The sequence below is a fragment of the Streptomyces sp. NPDC045431 genome, assembly GCF_040646655.1.
In the GTDB taxonomy this organism is placed as follows: domain Bacteria; phylum Actinomycetota; class Actinomycetes; order Streptomycetales; family Streptomycetaceae; genus Streptomyces.
Map to the genome: position 1 here is coordinate 1 of NZ_JBEZAQ010000020.1, position 16,429 is coordinate 16,429.

The 16,429-nt window shown below is 72.0% G+C and carries 16 protein-coding genes; 13 read left to right on the forward strand and 3 right to left on the reverse strand.

Going from position 1 to position 16,429, the window contains the following annotated elements:
• Positions 1-116 precede the first annotated feature (116 nt).
• The 8 genes from AB0A69_RS28965 (at position 117) to AB0A69_RS29000 (ending at position 6,965) form a co-directional block, all read left to right on the forward strand.
• Complete coding sequence (locus AB0A69_RS28965) at positions 117-761, forward strand: HAD family hydrolase (RefSeq protein WP_361428169.1); 645 nt, start codon at positions 117-119, stop codon at positions 759-761.
• Between the two features lie 56 nt (positions 762-817).
• Positions 818-1,996, forward strand: a complete 1,179-nt coding sequence (locus tag AB0A69_RS28970; RefSeq protein ID WP_361428171.1) for an MFS transporter — start codon at positions 818-820, stop codon at positions 1,994-1,996.
• Entirely contained in the window at positions 1,965-3,140 is a 1,176-nt protein-coding gene (locus tag AB0A69_RS28975; protein ID WP_361428173.1) for an acetoin utilization protein AcuC, read from the forward strand. Before AB0A69_RS28970 ends, AB0A69_RS28975 begins: the two co-directional genes overlap by 32 nt.
• Before the next feature lie 90 nt (positions 3,141-3,230).
• Positions 3,231-4,046 (forward strand): phosphatase, encoded by an 816-nt coding sequence (locus tag AB0A69_RS28980; protein WP_361428175.1) that lies wholly within the window; start codon positions 3,231-3,233, stop codon positions 4,044-4,046.
• Between the two features lie 128 nt (positions 4,047-4,174).
• Positions 4,175-4,387 (forward strand): helix-turn-helix domain-containing protein, encoded by a 213-nt coding sequence (locus tag AB0A69_RS28985; protein WP_160159783.1) that lies wholly within the window; start codon positions 4,175-4,177, stop codon positions 4,385-4,387.
• Between the two features lie 151 nt (positions 4,388-4,538).
• The gene (locus AB0A69_RS28990) at positions 4,539-4,637 is read left to right on the forward strand and encodes an AURKAIP1/COX24 domain-containing protein (RefSeq protein WP_003948845.1); all 99 of its coding nucleotides are present in this window, start codon (positions 4,539-4,541) and stop codon (positions 4,635-4,637) included.
• A gap of 162 nt (positions 4,638-4,799) precedes the next feature.
• Positions 4,800-5,900 (forward strand): NAD-dependent epimerase/dehydratase family protein, encoded by a 1,101-nt coding sequence (locus AB0A69_RS28995; protein ID WP_361428177.1) that lies wholly within the window; start codon positions 4,800-4,802, stop codon positions 5,898-5,900.
• 15 nt (positions 5,901-5,915) lie between these two features.
• A complete protein-coding gene (locus AB0A69_RS29000; RefSeq protein ID WP_361428179.1) occupies positions 5,916-6,965 on the forward strand; it encodes a lysophospholipid acyltransferase family protein in 1,050 nt (349 codons plus the stop codon).
• Positions 6,966-7,040: 75 nt separating this feature from the next.
• Here AB0A69_RS29000 and AB0A69_RS29005 read toward each other — a convergent pair whose 3' ends face one another.
• The 3 genes from AB0A69_RS29005 to AB0A69_RS29015 all read right to left on the reverse strand — a co-directional run bounded on the left by AB0A69_RS29005 (position 7,041) and on the right by AB0A69_RS29015 (position 10,955).
• Entirely contained in the window at positions 7,041-8,228 is a 1,188-nt protein-coding gene (locus AB0A69_RS29005) for a DUF5667 domain-containing protein (protein WP_361428181.1), read from the reverse strand.
• 215 nt (positions 8,229-8,443) lie between these two features.
• The gene (locus tag AB0A69_RS29010; protein WP_361428183.1) at positions 8,444-9,223 is read right to left on the reverse strand and encodes an ECF subfamily RNA polymerase sigma factor, BldN family; all 780 of its coding nucleotides are present in this window, start codon (positions 9,221-9,223) and stop codon (positions 8,444-8,446) included.
• A gap of 841 nt (positions 9,224-10,064) precedes the next feature.
• Entirely contained in the window at positions 10,065-10,955 is an 891-nt protein-coding gene (locus tag AB0A69_RS29015; protein WP_361428185.1) for an HAD-IB family hydrolase, read from the reverse strand.
• Between the two features lie 71 nt (positions 10,956-11,026).
• Between AB0A69_RS29015 and AB0A69_RS29020 the strand changes: the two genes are divergently transcribed.
• The 5 genes from AB0A69_RS29020 (at position 11,027) to AB0A69_RS29040 (ending at position 16,345) form a co-directional block, all read left to right on the forward strand.
• Positions 11,027-11,305 carry a glutaredoxin family protein gene (locus AB0A69_RS29020; protein ID WP_361428187.1) on the forward strand — a complete coding sequence of 93 codons (279 nt, stop codon included), beginning with the start codon at positions 11,027-11,029 and terminating at the stop codon, positions 11,303-11,305.
• A gap of 288 nt (positions 11,306-11,593) precedes the next feature.
• Positions 11,594-12,364: a redox-sensing transcriptional repressor Rex gene (locus AB0A69_RS29025; RefSeq protein WP_361428189.1), complete on the forward strand. Its 771-nt coding sequence runs from the start codon at positions 11,594-11,596 to the stop codon at positions 12,362-12,364.
• Positions 12,361-13,719 (forward strand): glutamyl-tRNA reductase, encoded by a 1,359-nt coding sequence (locus AB0A69_RS29030; protein ID WP_361428191.1) that lies wholly within the window; start codon positions 12,361-12,363, stop codon positions 13,717-13,719. The genes AB0A69_RS29025 and AB0A69_RS29030 overlap by 4 nt, the downstream gene beginning before the upstream one ends.
• The gene (gene hemC, locus AB0A69_RS29035; protein ID WP_361428193.1) at positions 13,716-14,684 is read left to right on the forward strand and encodes a hydroxymethylbilane synthase; all 969 of its coding nucleotides are present in this window, start codon (positions 13,716-13,718) and stop codon (positions 14,682-14,684) included. Before AB0A69_RS29030 ends, hemC begins: the two co-directional genes overlap by 4 nt.
• A complete protein-coding gene (locus AB0A69_RS29040; protein ID WP_361428195.1) occupies positions 14,681-16,345 on the forward strand; it encodes a bifunctional uroporphyrinogen-III C-methyltransferase/uroporphyrinogen-III synthase in 1,665 nt (554 codons plus the stop codon). The genes hemC and AB0A69_RS29040 overlap by 4 nt, the downstream gene beginning before the upstream one ends.
• Positions 16,346-16,429 lie beyond the last annotated feature (84 nt).

A 16,429-nucleotide genomic window follows, 5' to 3' on the forward strand; every position in this document is an offset into this window, starting at 1 on the left:
GGTACTGCAGGGGGGACCCTGTGGGAGAGTAGGACGCCGCCGAACAATTTTTGGGGAAAGCCCCGCACCTTCTGGTGCGGGGCTTTTCTGCGTTCACCGCCTTCTAAGGTGGCTCCATGCGCTATGAACTGGTCATCTTCGACAACGACGGTGTACTCGTCGACAGTGAGTACCTTTCCAACACCATCCTCGCCGGCTACCTGACCGAGCTCGGGCACCCGACCTCGTACGAGGACTCGCTCAGGGACTACATGGGGGCCGCCGTGCACCGCGTGCACGACGTGATCCTGGAGCGGACCGGGCAGCGGCTGCCGGAAGAGTTCGACGCGACGTTGCACGCCCGCGTCTTCGCGGCGTTCGAGCGTGAGTTGCAGGCGGTCGCCGGTGTGACGGAGGTGCTGGGGAAGCTCGTGGCGGACGGGGTGCGGTACTGCGTGGCATCGTCCGGGAGCCATGAGCGGATCCGGGTCGGGCACCGGAAGACGGGGCTGGACCTCTGGTTCCCCGAGGACACCGTCTTCAGCGCGCAGGACGTGGGACAGGGCAAGCCGGCGCCGGACCTCTTCCTGTATGCCGCCGAGCGGATGGGCGTCGCCCCCGAGCGGTGCGTCGTGGTGGAGGACAGCCCCCTCGGCGTGCAGGCGGCGCTCGCGGCCGGGATGGACGTGTACGGGTTCACCGCGATGACCCCCGCGGAGCGGCTGGCGGGGGTCAAGGGCTGCTTCGACGACATGAGCCGGCTGCCCGCGCTCCTCGTATGACCTACTGGTGTGAGTGATCTATCCAGCGGTAGGGGGGCGCCCTAGGCTGTGCCGCCATGGCGGACAGGGGATCGACGCGGTTACGGCGCGGGCGCGGCTCGCTCGCGGTCTGCTTCTTCGTACAAGGAGTGACCTTCGCGCTGCTGGTGACGCGTATCCCCGCCATCCAGGACCGGTACGGGATATCCGGCGCCCTGCTCCCGCTCTTCCTGGCGGCCGTCCCCGTCCTCGCCGGGGTGGGGAGCGTGGTCACCGGCACGCTGGTGCGGCGCGCGGCGACGCCGGCCGTCGTGCTCCGGTGGGTGCAGCCGGTGGTGCTGTCGGCGCTCGTCGCCGTCGGGGCCGGGGACCGGATGTGGCACGTCGGCGTCGCGCTCGGGGTGTTCGGGCTGGCGGTCGGCGCGTTGGACGCCTCCATGAACATGCTGGGCGTCAGCCTCCAGCGCGCGTACGGCCGCAGCATCATGCTCGGCTTCCACGCGGCGTACAGCCTCGGCGGGATCGTGGGCGCCTCGCTCGCGTGGGTCTCGGTGCGCCGGGGGCTGGAGCTGGGGACGGCGTACGGGTCCGTCGTGGTCGTGCTGCTGCCCGCGGCGCTGATGGCGAGCCGGTGGTATGTGGACGGCGAGCGGCAGGCCGACAGCGGCGCGACAGGCCGGCCGACGGGGCTCCTGGTGCCGCTGTGCCTGGTGATGACGTTCGCGTACATCGGGGACGCCACGGTGGCGAACTGGAGCGCCACGTATCTGACGGACGTGCTGGGCGGTTCGGAGGCGCTGGCGACCGTTCCGTACAACGCCTACATGGTGACGATGCTGCTCGGGCGGGCGGTCGGGGACCTCGGGGTGCGGCGGTTCGGGGCCGTGGGCGTGGTGCGGGGCGGGGTGCTGCTCGCGGCGGTCGGCTTCGGGGTGGTGGCCGGGGCGCCCGGTGCGTGGGCCGGGGTGGCCGGGTTCACGGTGCTGGGGCTGGGCCTGAGCGTGGTGGTGCCGCAGACGTTCGCGGCCGCGCGGGGGGACGCGGAGGTGGCGCGGCTCAACGTCTTCAACTACGTCGGGTTCCTGGTCGGTTCGCCGCTGGTCGGGGCACTCGGTGAGGCCTGGACGTACCGCGGGGCGATGCTGGTGCCGATGGTGTTGGTGCTGGTGACGCTCCGGTATGCCCGGTCGTTCGGCGTTGAACGGGACCGATACGGTGGCGGGCATGAGCGGCCGCGCACTGTTGATGTGGGATGACGCAGTAACCCGTTACGACTTCGGGCCGAGCCACCCGATGGACCCGGTGCGGCTCGCGCTGACCATGGGTCTGGTGCGGGCGTACGGCCTGGACCGTGCGGTCGACGTGGTGGCGGCCAAGCCGGCCGGGGACTCGACGCTGCGGCTGGTGCACCGCGAGGACTACGTGGCGGCCGTACGGGCGGCGTCGGCGGACCCGAAGGCGGCGGACCAGGCGTACGGGCTCGGCACCATGGACGATCCGGCGTTCGCGGGGATGCACGAGGCGTCGGCGCTCATCGCCGGCCAGTCGGTGGGCGCGGCGGAGGCGGTGTGGCGGGGCGAGGCCGCGCACGCGGTGAACTTCGCGGGCGGCCTGCACCACGCGATGCCGGGCTCCGCGGCGGGTTTCTGCATCTACAACGACGCGTCGCTCGCCATCGCCCGGCTGCTGGAGCTGGGGGCGGAGCGGGTCGCGTACGTGGATGTGGACGTGCATCACGGGGACGGCGTAGAGGCCGCCTTCCGGGACGACCCGCGGGTGCTGACCATCTCGCTGCACGAGCACCCGCGGACGCTGTTCCCGGGGACCGGGTGGCCTGAGGAGACCGGTGGGACCGGCGAGGCGGAGGGGACCGCGGTGAACGTGGCGCTGCCGGCCGGGACCGGGGACGCGGGGTGGCTGCGGGCGTTCCACGCGGTGGTGCCGGAGCTGTTGGCGGACTTCCGGCCGCAGGTGCTGGTGACGCAGCACGGGGCCGATACGCACTTCGAGGACCCGCTGGCGCACCTGGCGGTGTCGCTGGACGCGCAGCGGGCGGTGCAGGCCGCCTGCCACGACCTGGCGCACGCGTACGCCGAGGAGCGGTGGGTCGCGCTCGGCGGAGGCGGTTACGCGGTGGTGGACGTGGTGCCGCGGTCGTGGACGCACCTGGTGGGCATCGCGGCGGGGGCGCCGGTGGAGCCGGAGTCGGTCATCCCGTCGTCGTGGCGGGACGAGGTGTACGCGCGGACGCGGCAGTTGGCGCCGGGCCGGATGACGGACGGCCGGTGGCCGGTGGAGTGGCACTCCTGGGACGAGGGGTACGACCCGGCGGACCGGCTGGACCAGGCGGTGCTGGCGACGCGGCGCGCGGTGTTCCCGCTGCGGGGGCTGCTGGCGTAGGAACGCCTCGGCGTGGCGGGGTTACGCCAACGGTGGGAGCCCGGATGCGTTTCGGCGCTCGGGCGACCGGGGTGCGGCAGCATCGGGAGAGTGCTGAGTGTGGAGGCGCTCCGGGCGCATCTGGTGGCTTCGGGGCTGGCCGGGACGGTGGCCACCGCGCGGGAGCGGAGTCTGCGCAACTACCGGCTGTTCGCGGCCCGGGATCCGCGCATCACGCTGGGGCTCGACCCCGACGGCGGGTGGAGCGAGCGCGAGGTGCTGCGGCTCATGGCGGACAGGTGCGGGGTCTCCGCGGATCCTGCTCACCGGTCCGGGCTCGACGTCATCGATCCGGAGCGGACGCTGGGCGCGCTGGACGCGTTCGCGGCGCGGATCGCGGAGGTGGCCGCCCGGCGGGGTGCGGTGCTGTTCGGGACCGGGCACCCGCACCGTCTGCTCGGGTTCTACGCCGGGTTGGCAGACGCTTTGTCGGCGGCGGGATGCACCGTTCTCACACCCGCGCAGGGGAGATGTGTCGACATAACGACCCGGTTTGGCGTACGTACGTACACCGTGGACTACGTACGGGGAGTCGCGCTGGTGCGGGAACCCGGGGCCGAAGGCGCCGGTTGTGAGACCGGCGCACACACGCACTCCCCCCTCCCCGTCAGAGCCGCTCTGGAGGCCGCGGCGGAGGGTGGAAGGGGGCTGCCGGACCTGGTCGTCGGGGACCACGGATGGGTCTGCGGAGCAGGTCAGCTGGGGTTCGAGGCCATCGGCCTGGCCGATACGGACGACCCCGCGCTGTTCGTCGGAGAAGCGGAGGGACGGGTGTCCGTGGCCGTTCCGCTCGATGACGGTGTGCGGTCCGCTTACTACCGGCCGCTTACTCGCTATGTACTCAATCGGGCGTGTCTGTCACAGTAGGGGGCTGATGGCAGCTCCTCTTCCCCACTCGCATCACCCGCCCCTACTCTGGGGAGTGAGCGCACAACGACGAAGAGTCACCGGAGGGGAAGCCGGTGGGCGTCGTGTGCGGAAGGTACAGGTGGGTCATGGCTGCTGCTGGCGAAAGGCCTCTCAACGAGGTCAAGTTCCTGACCGTGGCGGAAGTCGCCGCGGTGATGCGAGTGTCGAAGATGACCGTGTACCGCTTGGTGCACAGCGGTCATCTGCCGGCCATCCGGGTGGGCAGGTCTTTCCGGGTGCCGGAGCAAGCGGTTCACGAGTACCTGCGAGAGTCTTTCGTGGGGGTGGAAACCGCGTAGCGGGGCGCGAAGGGCACTCCACGAGCCCTCGGATTACAAGCTCGTCGCTCGGCCGGGTAGGCTAGGCCGACGTAGGTCGTGTGGGCCCAGACGCCCCGCACCGAGATCCCCGCTGGCGCGGGGGTGTTCCGAGAAGTGAGCGAGGGTAGTCGTGGGCTCTGTTATCAAGAAGCGGCGTAAGCGGATGGCCAAGAAGAAGCACCGCAAGCTGCTCAAGCGCACCCGCGTTCAGCGTCGCAACAAGAAGTAAGCGACGGCTGTACGTGCGGCATTCGCGGCCCTCCCACCGGTTCCGGTGGGAGGGCCGCGGTGTTTTCGGCCGTGCGCGGGAGAGTGCGGCGGTCGTCACACCGCGAGGGTGAAACGCTACGGTGGCGCGTAGGCGAACAGGACCGAACGGAAGGCGCTGATCTTGGGGAAGGTCGTGCTCGTCACCGGGGTGGCCCGGAAGCTCGGCGGCCGCTTCGTACGGCGCATCCAGCAGGACCCCGGCGTGGACCGGGTGATCGGCGTCGACGCCGTCGATCCTCCGCACCGGCTGGGCGCGGCGGAGTTCGTCCGCGCCGACATCCGGCAGCCCGGCATCGGGCGCGTACTGGCCGAGCACGCGGTCGACACCGTCGTCCATCTGGACGTCACGGGCCAACCGCTGGGCAGTGGGGGCCGGACGGCGGTCAAGGAGACCAACGTCATCGGCACGATGCAGCTGCTCGGCGCGTGCCAGAAGTCGCCGACGATCCGCCGGCTGGTGGTGAAGTCCAGCACGAGCGTGTACGGCTCGGCGCCCCGCGACCCGGCGGTCTTCACCGAGACGACGCCGCCGAAGTCGCTCCCGAGCGGAGGCTTCGCCAAGGACGTCGTCGAGGTCGAGGGGTACGTGCGCGGCTTCGCACGGCGGCGCCCGGACGTGGCGGTGTGCGTGCTGCGCTTCGCGAACATCCTGGGGCCGGGCGCGGACTCGCCGCTCGCCGAGTACTTCTCGCTGCCCGTCCTGCCCACGGTCTTCGGGTACGACCCGAGGCTCCAGTTCGTCCACGAGGAGGACGTCATCGACGTCCTGCGGATCGCCTCGCACGAGCCGCGGCGAGCCACGCTGAACAGCGGGACGTTCAACATCGCCGGCGACGGCGTACTGACGCTCTCTCAGTGCTCGCGACGGCTGGGGCGGCCCACCGTGCCGGTACTGCTGCCGGCCGTCAGGTGGGTCGGTACGGCGCTGCGCACGGTGGGTGTGACGGACTTCTCACCGGAGCAGATCCGGCTGCTGACGCACGGCAGGGTGGTCAGTACGGCGCAGATGCGCGAGACGCTCGGGTTCGAGCCCGCGTACACCACCGCCCAGGCCTTCGCGGACTTCGCGCGCAGCCGGGGCCCTGGGCTGCTGCCGCCGGAGGCCGTGGCCGGTGCGGTCGACCGGATCGCCGCGTCGCCGCTCCTGAGCGGTGCGAAGCCGAAACCGGATACGAGGCCGGATACGAAGACGAAGACGACGACAAGCGCCGAAGCCGATTAAGGAGCGCGAGCAACGATGGCGGACGCCAAGGTCATTCCCTTCGACGACGACCGTTCGCGCGCGGGTGCGGCCCCCCGGCCGGCGCGCCGGCGTCCGCTGCTGGGCGGTGGTGCCCGACGGAGGGGCGAGCCGGCCCCGGTGAGCCCGCTGCCGGGGTCGTACGGGCCCGAGGAGGCCGAGGCGGCCGGGGACGACGCTCCGGCCCCGGGGGGCTCGGCGCCCGGTGGCGAGTGGGAACGGCGGCTCGCGGGCGGGCTGGCCTTCCTGCGGCGGCGCATCACCGGTGAGTACGAGGTCGACGAGTTCGGTTTCGACGAGGAGCTGACGGACCAGGTCCTGATGTCGCTTCTCCGGCCGCTGTACGAGAAGTACTTCCGCGTCGAGGTGAAGGGCGTGGAGAACATCCCGGCCGAGGGCGGAGCCCTGGTGGTGGCGAACCACTCGGGAGTACTTCCGCTGGACGGCCTGATGATGCAGGTCGCTGTCCACGACCACCACCCGGCCGGGCGCCATCTGCGGCTGCTCGCCGCTGATCTGGTGTTCGTGCTGCCGGTCGTGAACGAGCTGGCCCGGAAGGCCGGGCACACGCTGGCGTGCGCGGAGGACGCCGAGCGGCTGCTGCGGCGCGGCGAGGTCGTCGGGGTGATGCCGGAGGGCTTCAAGGGCATCGGGAAGCCCTTCGGCGAGCGGTACAAGCTGCAGCGGTTCGGGCGGGGCGGCTTCGTGTCGACGGCACTGCGGGCCGGGGTGCCGATCGTGCCGTGCTCGATCGTGGGCGCGGAGGAGATCTACCCGATGATCGGCAACGCGAAGACGCTCGCGCGGTTGCTCGGCTTCCCGTACTTCCCGCTCACGCCGACGTTCCCCTGGCTGGGGCCGCTGGGCGCGGTGCCGCTGCCGACGAAGTGGACGATCCAGTTCGGCGAGCCGATCCCGACCGACGGCTATCCGCCGGAGGCGGCGGAGGACCCGATGCTGATGTTCAACCTGACGGACCAGGTCCGGGAGCAGATCCAGCACACGCTGTACAAGCTGCTGGTGCAGCGGCGGTCGGTGTTCTTCTAGCGCGTACGCGCGGACGTACGAGAGTGGGGCGCCCTCGTGTCCGAGAGGCGCCCCACCTTCGTCCTGTCGCGTGTCCTAACGCGCGTCCTCCTTGTCGATGCCGAGGCCCGGGAGGATGCCCGGCAGCAGCGGGGGGATGGTGACGTCGGGAGCCGGTGCGGGTGGCTCCTGGCTCGCATCGGGCGGCGGTGTCGTCGGGTCGGGCTCCAGGAGGCCGCCCGTGTTGCCCCCGAGCAGGCCGTCGTCCTGCGCGGATCCCGAGCCGGAGCCCGACGGGCCCGGCTTGCCGGGGCCGCCCGAGGGGCGGGATTCCGGCGCGGACGGGGACTCGTGCGACGGGCTGCCGGGGCGGGTCGAGTCCTGGGGGCCGCTTTGGGTGCCGGAGGGAGTGCGGCCGTCCTTCTCCTCCGGGACGCGCGGCAGCTTGGACTGCAGCGGGCCGACCTCTTCGTCTATGGCGGCGAAGACCGAACTCACCTGGTCGCGTACGTCGGTGAGCTGGGGAGGGAGCCGGTCGCGCAGGCCGTGCCACGCCTCGCGGTGGTTGCGGGCGAACGAGTCGAGCGTGGCCATCGGCGCGATGGTGCCGTCCCGTTCGTACGCGATGCGCAGCAGGCGGTGGCCCTCGGCGGCGTCGTGCTGCATGCCGTTGAGGGCGCGGCGGATCTCGTTCAGCGACTCGTGGTCCAGGACGCCGGAGCGGCCCCGCTCCATGAGGCGGCGGGCCTCGCTGAGTCGGGTGGACGCCTGGTCCAGGTAGAGCTCGCCGCGGTCGGCCTCGTCGTCGGCGAGGCCGAGCTTGAGGTCCTCCATGCCACGCTTCAGCCCGTACAGCGAATCACCCGGGAGGGCGTCGGAACTTGCAGCGGCGACCCCGCTGAAGGCCCCCGCGGCCACTCCGACCGTGAGGCCGCCGGCGGCGAGCCCCTTCGACCAGCGGGAGCGTGGGCGCAACTTCCGGAGCGCGGTGGCCCGGTGGGCCCCCCGCCCCGACGACGTCCGCTGCTCCGGCACGGTAGGGCCCGCGGACGCACCCCCCTCGGCGACCATCGCCTCCATGGCGGCGACCAGCTGGGCTCGCTGCACGGTTTTGACTTCGGGGTCCAACTCCGGCTTCGGCAGTTTGCCGAGACCGCTCGCCAGGGCCAACAGTCGCCCACGCTCGGTCGGTTCGGCCGACGCGTCGGGCTGCTCGGCCGCCTGATCTTCCAGGGCCTGGGCGAAGGCGTTCGCCCGCCGGTGCGCCGATACGTTCGCGATCACTGGCGGCACCTCCTCTCGTCATCACGGTCGACTCCCCGGAAGGGCGGGAAGGTTGCACACCTTGAGCGCATCCACACGAACGAGTGAGTGGGTGCGGTCAGGGTGTGACCATAGGGAGCCTGCATCCCGCACAACGAGCGTCGCGGCACCTGGGTTACGGACGAAAGATGATCCGACCAGTGCGTGCTCGCGCCCTCACGGAGGGTGTCGTGCGGTCAGCGGGCGTCGTCGGGGAGCAGGCGCGCGAGGGTGCGCACCGCGCGGTACTGGAGGGTCTTGATCGCGCCTTCATTCTTGCCCATCGCGCGCGCGGTCTCGGCGACCGAGAGGCCCTGGAGGAAGCGCAGGGTGACGCACTCCTGCTGCTGGGGGTTCAGCTTGCGGACGGCCTCCAGGAGCGCGGCGTTGGAGAGGGACTCCAGGACGGAGTCCTCCGGGCTGCGCTCGACCTCGTTGGCGTCGAGCATTTCGCCTGTGGTCACTTCGAGCCTGAATCGGCTCGACTTGAAGTGGTCGGCGACCAGATTGCGAGCGATGGTGACCAGCCAGGCTCCGAAGTCGCGCCCCTGCCAGGTGAAGGTCGAGATGCGGCGCAGGGCGCGGAGGAACGTCTCGCTGGTCAGGTCTTCGGCCGTCGCCTTTCCGCCGACGCGGTAGTAGATGTAGCGGTAGACGGTGTCGCTGTACTGGTCGTACAGGCGGCCGAAGGCCTCGGCCTCGCCGGCCTGGGCGCGCTCGACCAGGTCCATCATGCGGGCGCTGTCGCTGTCGGCGGTGGGCCGGCGCGCGGTGGTCGAGGTGCCCGCTCCGCCCCGGCCACCCCTTCTTCCGACGGCGGGACCGCCGTCGGCGAGGGCGTAGCAGGGGCCGGCGGGTGCCGGTACGGCGAAGGCGGGGACGGCGTACGCGGTGGGGACGAAGCCGCGCAGGTGGTCGAGGACCGTTGCGCGGAGCGTAGCCAGGCCCGAGGCGTCAACCCCGACGTGTGGGTACACGGGACTCCCAGAGGCAGAGCTTCCATCACGTGCAGTGCGGAACCGTTCACCCGTCGTAGCGACGTATGAGGGTTCCGTATGCGTCTGAGGAGAATAACGCTTCGTGCAGGGAGCGCTACACCGAGTTGCTCAAATCATCGATTCAGTCGCTTCTGTGACGTCTAGAGGGCTGATCAAGTCGCACTTGGTGACCGTTAATTGACCGGATCGGTTTCGGATGTGGGTGGGGTGGGGGTGTGTTGTGGTCGAGTGCGGGGGTGGGGGACTGGGGTGGGGGTGGCGCGGGTAAGACCCCGGTTTGGCCGCGACTCGCGCGGCCACGGGGGTCGGCGCCCCGGCGCCCTCGGCGGCGGGCGTCCGCTTCACGTTGCCGGGGCTGCTGGTTCCCCCACCCCGCCCCTTCCCGAACCCGTGGCTGCGCCCCGGCCCCCCCGGCGGGGAGGGCTTATGGGGCCGATGCACCCACCCCCAGCCAGGCGGCGGCTTCGCGCCGCCGGGGGAGGGGCTGCGTCTGGGACTCCCACTAGGCGGCAGCTGCCGGCGCCGGAGGGCCGCGCCCCGGACGGCACGCGGCAGGCGGCGGCACCCCGCCGCCGGGCTGCACCCCCGGACATCCAGCCCCTGCAAGCCCGTAGGTGGCGGCCCCTCGCCCCCGGGGGGTCGCGCATCGGGCGCTCGGCAGGCGGCGGCTTCGCGCCGCCGGAAGGCCGCGCCCCGGGCGCTCGGCATGTCGCACAGTCGGGCCGGCCGTACTCCGGACGCTGAGCTGCTGCGAGCCGTCGGCAGGCGGAGGGGGTACGGGCCCGCGCCGCCTCCGCGGGTGAGGCGGGGGCGCCGTGGGTCAGCGGCGGCGGCGGCTTAGGGCCACCGCGGCGGCGGTGCCGCCGGCGAGGGCGCCGACGCCCGCGGCCGCGGGGATGCCGACCTTCGCGGCCTTGCGGCCCGTGCGGTAGTCGCGCAGGCGCCACTCGCGCTCGCGCGCGTACCTGCGCAACTTGGTGTCGGGGTTGATCGCGTACGGGTGCCCGACCAGCGAGAGCATCGGGATGTCGTTGTGGCTGTCGCTGTACGCGGCGCAGCGCGAGAGGTCCAGGCCCTCCGCGGCGGCCAGGGCGCGGACCGCCTCGGCCTTGGCGGGGCCGTGGAGCGGCTCGCCGACGAGCTTGCCGGTGTAGACGCCGTCGACGGACTCGGCGACCGTGCCGAGCGCGCCGGTCAGGCCCAGGCGGCGGGCGATGATCGTCGCCGTTTCGACGGGGGCGGCAGTGACCAGCCAGACCTTCTGGCCGGCGTCGAGGTGCGCCTGGGCCAGGGCGCGGGTGCCGGGCCAGATGCGGTCGGCCATGTACTCGTCGTAGATCTCCTCGCCGATGGTCATCAGCTCGGAGACGCGGTGGCCCTGGACGATGGACAGCGCGCTCTCCCGGGCGTTCTGCATGTGCTCGGGGTCCTCGACCCCGGCGAGCCGGAACCAGGCCTGCTGCCAGGCGAACCGGGCCAGCTCGCGGCGCTGGAAGAACTTCCGCTTGTACAGGCCCCGGCCGAAGTGAAAAAGGGCGGCGCCCTGCATCACGGTGTTGTCGAGGTCGAAGAAGGCCGCCGCGCGCTCGTCCCCGTGGACGGGGAACTCCTGTGAGGTCTTACGGGCGGCCTCGGCCGACGCTTCGCCTGCCAGCACACTGCGCGCGGTGGCGGAGCGCCTGCGAGGGGTGAGCCATCCCAGTGCGGCCATGCCGTGAGCATAGCCACTGTGTTCGGTCCTTCCCGCCTCGTGGGGGCCGCCACAGCGTGAACGGAAGGAGAATGGGGGGCATGTTCGGGCGACGTACGAAGAAGGCCGGCGGTCCGCGGACGGTGACGCTGATCGGGAAGCCCGGGTGTCATCTGTGCGATGACGCGCGGGCGGTGATCGAGCGGGTCTGCGCCGAGACGGGCGCCGTGTGGGAGGAGAAGGACATCCTCCAGGACGAGGAGCTCCACCGCGCCTACTGGGAGCAGATCCCGGTGGTGCTGGTGGACGGTGAGCAGCACACCTTCTGGAAGGTGGACGCGGCGCGGCTGCGGCGCGAGCTCGGAGGCTGAAGCACGGCGGGTGACCGGAAAGGGCGGTTACCATCGTGTGCGTTTTGTTGGGTTTCGGGGGCGGAGCCGTGAGGAGTGTGAACCGTCTTGCGCCCTTCGTGTTCCCAACGGGCTGAGCGCGCCCTCGGTTCCGGGGCGGCGCGATCGGATCGCGTGACCCCGGTCACTTTGGCCGGACAAAAGGGACACCATCTTTGTGCACGCGTTCACAAAGACATAGCCTGCTGTCGACGGGGCGGCCTCGGTACGCATGGCCGCCTGCAGCCCCGCTCATCCCGCAGGAGCACCGTGGCAACTGGCCGAACACACCGACCGGCGACCCGTAGCCGAGGAATCCCCGAGGCCACCGTCGCCAGGCTTCCGCTGTATCTGCGGGCGCTCACCGCACTGTCGGAGCGCTCCGTACCGACGGTCTCCTCCGAGGAGCTCGCGGCGGCGGCGGGGGTCAATTCCGCGAAGCTGCGCAAGGACTTCTCCTACCTCGGTTCGTACGGGACGCGCGGTGTCGGGTACGACGTCGAGTACCTCGTTTACCAGATCTCCCGCGAGCTCGGGCTCACCCAGGACTGGCCGATCGTCATGGTCGGTATCGGTAACCTCGGCGCCGCCCTCGCCAACTACGGCGGCTTCGCCTCCCGTGGCTTCCGCGTCGCCGCGCTGATCGACGCCGACCCGGCCATGGTCGGCAAGCCGGTCGCGGGCATCGCGGTGCAGCACATCGACGACCTGGAGAAGATCGTCGACGAGAACGGCGTGTCGATCGGTGTCATCGCCACGCCCGCGGGCGCGGCCCAGCAGGTCTGCGACCGGCTCGTCGCGGCCGGGGTGACCTCCATCCTGAACTTCGCGCCGACCGTGCTGTCGGTGCCCGACGGCGTGGACGTGCGCAAGGTGGACCTCTCCATCGAGCTGCAGATCCTCGCCTTCCACGAGCAGCGCAAGGCCGGCGAGGAGCCGGGCGCGCCGGTGCCCCCCGTGGTGCGCGGCGCCGGCGCCACCGCCCCGGCCGAAGGACGCAAGGGACCTGACGGGGACATGCCCGCCGTGATGCCGGCATGAGCCTCCTCGTCGTCGGACTCAGCCACCGCAGCGCGCCCGTCAGCGTGCTGGAGCGGGCCGCCCTGGCCCCCGACACGCAGAGCAAGCTGCTCCAGGACGCCCTCGCCGCCGAACCGGCCGTCGAGGCCGCGGTCCTGGCCACTTGCAACCGCATCGAGCTCTACGCCGACGTGGACAAGTTCCACGCGGGCGTCGCCGAGCTGTCCACGCTGCTCGCCCAGCACAGCGGGGTGGGGCTGGAGGAGCTCACCCCGTACCTGTACGTGCACTATGAGGACCGGGCCGTCCACCACCTCTTCTCGGTGGCGTGCGGGCTGGACTCCATGGTCGTCGGCGAGGGGCAGATCCTCGGCCAGATCAAGGACGCCCTCGCGCGCGGCCAGGAGCTGCACACCGCCGGGCGGCTGCTGAACGACCTGTTCCAGCAGGCGCTGCGGGTCGGCAAGCGGGCGCACAGCGAGACCGGTATCGACCGGGCGGGGCAGTCGCTCGTCACCTTCGGCCTCGAGCAGCTGGCGGCCGACACCCCGGTGGACACCTGGGCCAAGGGCAAGCGGGCGCTGGTCATCGGCGCCGGTTCGATGTCCTCGCTCGCCGCCGCCACGCTCGCGCGCTCCGGCGTCGACGAGGTGGTCGTCGCCAACCGGACGATGGAGCGCGCCGAGCGCCTCGTACAGATCCTCACCGAGCCCGGGGGCACGGGCGTGGCCGCGCGTGCCGTGGCCATGGCCTCCGTGGGCGACGAACTGACACGTGCCGACGTCGTCGTGTCCTGCACCGGCGCCACCGGTCTCGTGCTGACCGGCGCGGCCGTCGAGGCCGCCGTGGCCGGGCGTACGGGTGCGCCGCTCGCGCTGCTCGACCTCGCCATGCCGCGTGACATCGACGCCGCCGTGCACCGGCTCATGGGTGTCCGGCTCGTCGACATCGAGTCGCTCGCCGAGGCGCCGGCGGACGCGCCGATGGCCGCCGACGTGGACCAGGTGCGGGGCATCGTCGCCGACGAGGTCGCCGCGTTCGGCGCCGCTCAGCGGGCCGCGCACATCACCCCGACCGTCGTCGCCCTGCGCACCATGGCCGCCGACGTGGTGGCCGGGGAGATGGCCCGGCTGGAGGGGCGGCTGCCCGGTCTCGACGAGAAGCAGCGCGCCGAGATCACCCAGACCGTGCGCCGCGTGGTGGACAAGCTGCTCCACGCGCCGACCGTGCGGGTCAAGCAGCTCGCCAGCGAGCCCGGCGGGGCCGGCTACGCGGACGCGCTGCGCACACTCTTCGACCTCGACCCGGAGGCGGTCGCCTCCGTCAGCCGGGCCGACGTGAACGACGCCGATCTCAAGAACCGAGGGCGAGTATGACCGAGAGGGCCCAGAGGGCACTGAGGCTGGGGACCAGGCGCAGCAAGCTCGCCATGGCCCAGTCCGGGCAGGTCGCGGAGGCGGTGCGGCAGCTGACCGGGCGTCCCGTGGAGCTCGTGGAGATCACCACGTACGGCGACGTCTCCCGCGAGAACCTGGCGCAGATCGGCGGGACGGGCGTCTTCGTCACGGCGCTGCGCGAGGCGCTGCTGGCCGGGGACGTGGACTTCGCCGTGCACTCGCTGAAGGACCTGCCGACCGCGCAGCCGGACGACCTGGTGCTCGCCGCGATCCCGCTCCGCGAGGACCCGCGCGACGTGCTGGTCGCCCGGGACGGGCTGCGGTTCGAGCAGCTGCCGGCCGGGGCCCGCGTGGGCACCGGTTCGCCGCGGCGCATGGCGCAGCTCAACGCGTACGCGCGCGCCCACGGCATGGAGATCGAGTGTGTCGCCATTCGGGGGAACATCGACACGCGTGTCGGTTACGTGCGGAGCGGTGAGCTGGACGCGGTGGTTCTCGCCGCGGCCGGGCTGAACCGCATCGGGCGTATCGACGAGGTGACCGACTTCCTGTCGGTCGACACCGTTCTGCCCGCTCCCGGTCAGGGGGCGCTGGCGATCGAGTGCACGGCGGCCGACACCGACCTCGCCGCCGCGCTCGCCGGGCTCGACGACCCGCACACGCGGGCCGCCGTGACCGCCGAGCGGTCCCTGCTCGCCGCCCTGGAGGCCGGCTGCTCCGCACCCGTGGGTGCGCTGGCCGACCTGCTGGCCGATGGGCAGGTTGTTCATGAGATGCGCCTGCGGGGCGTCGTCGGCACGACCGACGGCTCCACGCTGGTGCAGTTGTCCACCACCGGTCCCGTACCCACGTCGCACGGCGACGCCGTCGCGCTCGGTCGCGAACTCGCGTCCGAGATGCTCGCCAAGGGTGCGGCCGGTCTTATGGGGGAGCGAGCACTTTGAGCCCCACCACTGCATCCAAGGTTTCCTCGGCGTTCTCCGCGTGCGGGCACGTCACCTTCCTGGGCGCCGGACCCGGGGATCCGGGGCTGCTGACACTGCGCGCCGTCGAGGCGCTGGCGGGTGCTGACGTACTCATCGCGGAGCCGGATGTGCTCGATGTCGTACGCGGCCATGCCCGGGCGGGCGTGAGCACGCCGGAGCTGACGGTTGTTGACGATGCGTCAATGCCCGCCGGGGTCCCCGTGTTGAGGGATGCGACCAATCTTGTCATGGAGGCCGCGCGGGGCGGCAAGCGGGTCGTCCGTGCGGTGAGCGGCGACCCCGGGCTCGACGGCAACGCGGGCGCGGAGATGCTCGCGTGCGCCGCCGAGGGCATCCCCTTCGAGGTGGTGCCGGGCGTCGCCACGGCGGTGGGTGTGCCGGCGTACGCCGGTGTGCCGCTGCGCGACGCCGAGGGCGCCGACGTGCGCTTCGTCGACGCTCGGACCGCGGGCGACCGGTGCTGGACGGAGGTGGGCGCCAGCGACGGGACGGTGGTCGTGTCGACGACGCTCGACTCCGTGGCGGCCGCCGCCGGTGAGCTGGTGTCGGCGGGCCGTAAGCCCGACACCCCGCTGACCGTCACCATCGCCGGTACGACGACGCGGCAGCGGACGTGGACGGCGACGCTGGGCTCGATCGCGCAGGTGCTCAAGCAGGCGAAGGTGCTGCCGTCGCCGGACGGCGGCCAGCCGGTCATAGCCGTGGTCGGTGAGCGCAGCGCCGCCGCCCAGCGCGACCAGCTCGCGTGGTTCGAGTCGAAGCCGCTGTTCGGCTGGAAGGTCCTCGTACCGCGTACGAAGGAGCAGGCGGCGTCGCTCTCCGACCAGCTGCGGTCCTACGGCGCGGTGCCGAGCGAGGTGCCGACCATCGCCGTCGAGCCGCCGCGCACGCCGCAGCAGATGGAGCGCGCGGTCAAGGGCCTGGTCACCGGCCGCTACGAGTGGATCGCCTTCACCTCGGTCAACGCCGTCAAGGCGGTGCGCGAGAAGTTCGAGGAGTACGGGCTCGACGCCCGCGCCTTCGCCGGGATCAAGGTCGCGGCGGTGGGCGAGCAGACCGCGAAGGCGCTGGTCGAGTTCGGTGTGAAGCCGGACCTCGTGCCGAGCGGTGAGCAGTCCGCGGCCGGGCTGCTGGAGGACTGGCCGCCGTACGACCCGGTCTTCGACCCGATCGACCGCGTCTTCCTGCCGCGCGCCGACATCGCCACCGAGACGCTGGTGGCCGGGCTGATCGAGCTCGGGTGGGAGGTCGACGACGTGACCGCGTACCGGACGGTGCGCGCGTCGCCGCCGCCGGCCGAGACGCGCGAGGCGATCAAGGGCGGTGGCTTCGACGCGGTGCTGTTCACGTCGTCGTCGACCGTGCGGAACCTGGTCGGCATCGCGGGCAAGCCGCACAACGTGACGGTGATCGCCTGCATCGGCCCGGCGACCGCGAAGACCGCGGAGGAGCACGGGCTGCGCGTGGACGTCCTGGCGCCGGAGCCGTCGGTGCACAAGCTGGCGGAGGCGCTGGCGGAGTTCGGCATACGGCGCCGCCAGGCGGCGCTGGAGGCCGGCGACCCGGTCACGCGCCCGAGCGAGCGGCGGCCGGGCGCACGGCGGCGGCGTACGACCTGACGGTCCCTGCGCGTACCGACGGTCCCTGTGTGTACCGACGGTCCCTGTGTGTACGGCCACGGCCGGGTGCGTCCCCGAGGGGGG

Coding starts and splice junctions, on each gene's coding strand:
- AB0A69_RS28985 (WP_160159783.1), top strand. CDS start 4,175: ATGGCTGCTGCTGGCGAAAGGCCTCTCAACGAGGTCAAGTTCCTGACC.
- AB0A69_RS28975 (WP_361428173.1), top strand. CDS start 1,965: ATGAGCGGCCGCGCACTGTTGATGTGGGATGACGCAGTAACCCGTTAC.
- AB0A69_RS28970 (WP_361428171.1), top strand. CDS start 818: ATGGCGGACAGGGGATCGACGCGGTTACGGCGCGGGCGCGGCTCGCTC.
- AB0A69_RS29020 (WP_361428187.1), top strand. CDS start 11,027: ATGGGGGGCATGTTCGGGCGACGTACGAAGAAGGCCGGCGGTCCGCGG.
- AB0A69_RS29000 (WP_361428179.1), top strand. CDS start 5,916: ATGGCGGACGCCAAGGTCATTCCCTTCGACGACGACCGTTCGCGCGCG.
- AB0A69_RS28965 (WP_361428169.1), top strand. CDS start 117: ATGCGCTATGAACTGGTCATCTTCGACAACGACGGTGTACTCGTCGAC.
- AB0A69_RS29030 (WP_361428191.1), top strand. CDS start 12,361: ATGAGCCTCCTCGTCGTCGGACTCAGCCACCGCAGCGCGCCCGTCAGC.
- hemC (WP_361428193.1), top strand. CDS start 13,716: ATGACCGAGAGGGCCCAGAGGGCACTGAGGCTGGGGACCAGGCGCAGC.
- AB0A69_RS29015 (WP_361428185.1), bottom strand. CDS start 10,955: ATGGCCGCACTGGGATGGCTCACCCCTCGCAGGCGCTCCGCCACCGCG.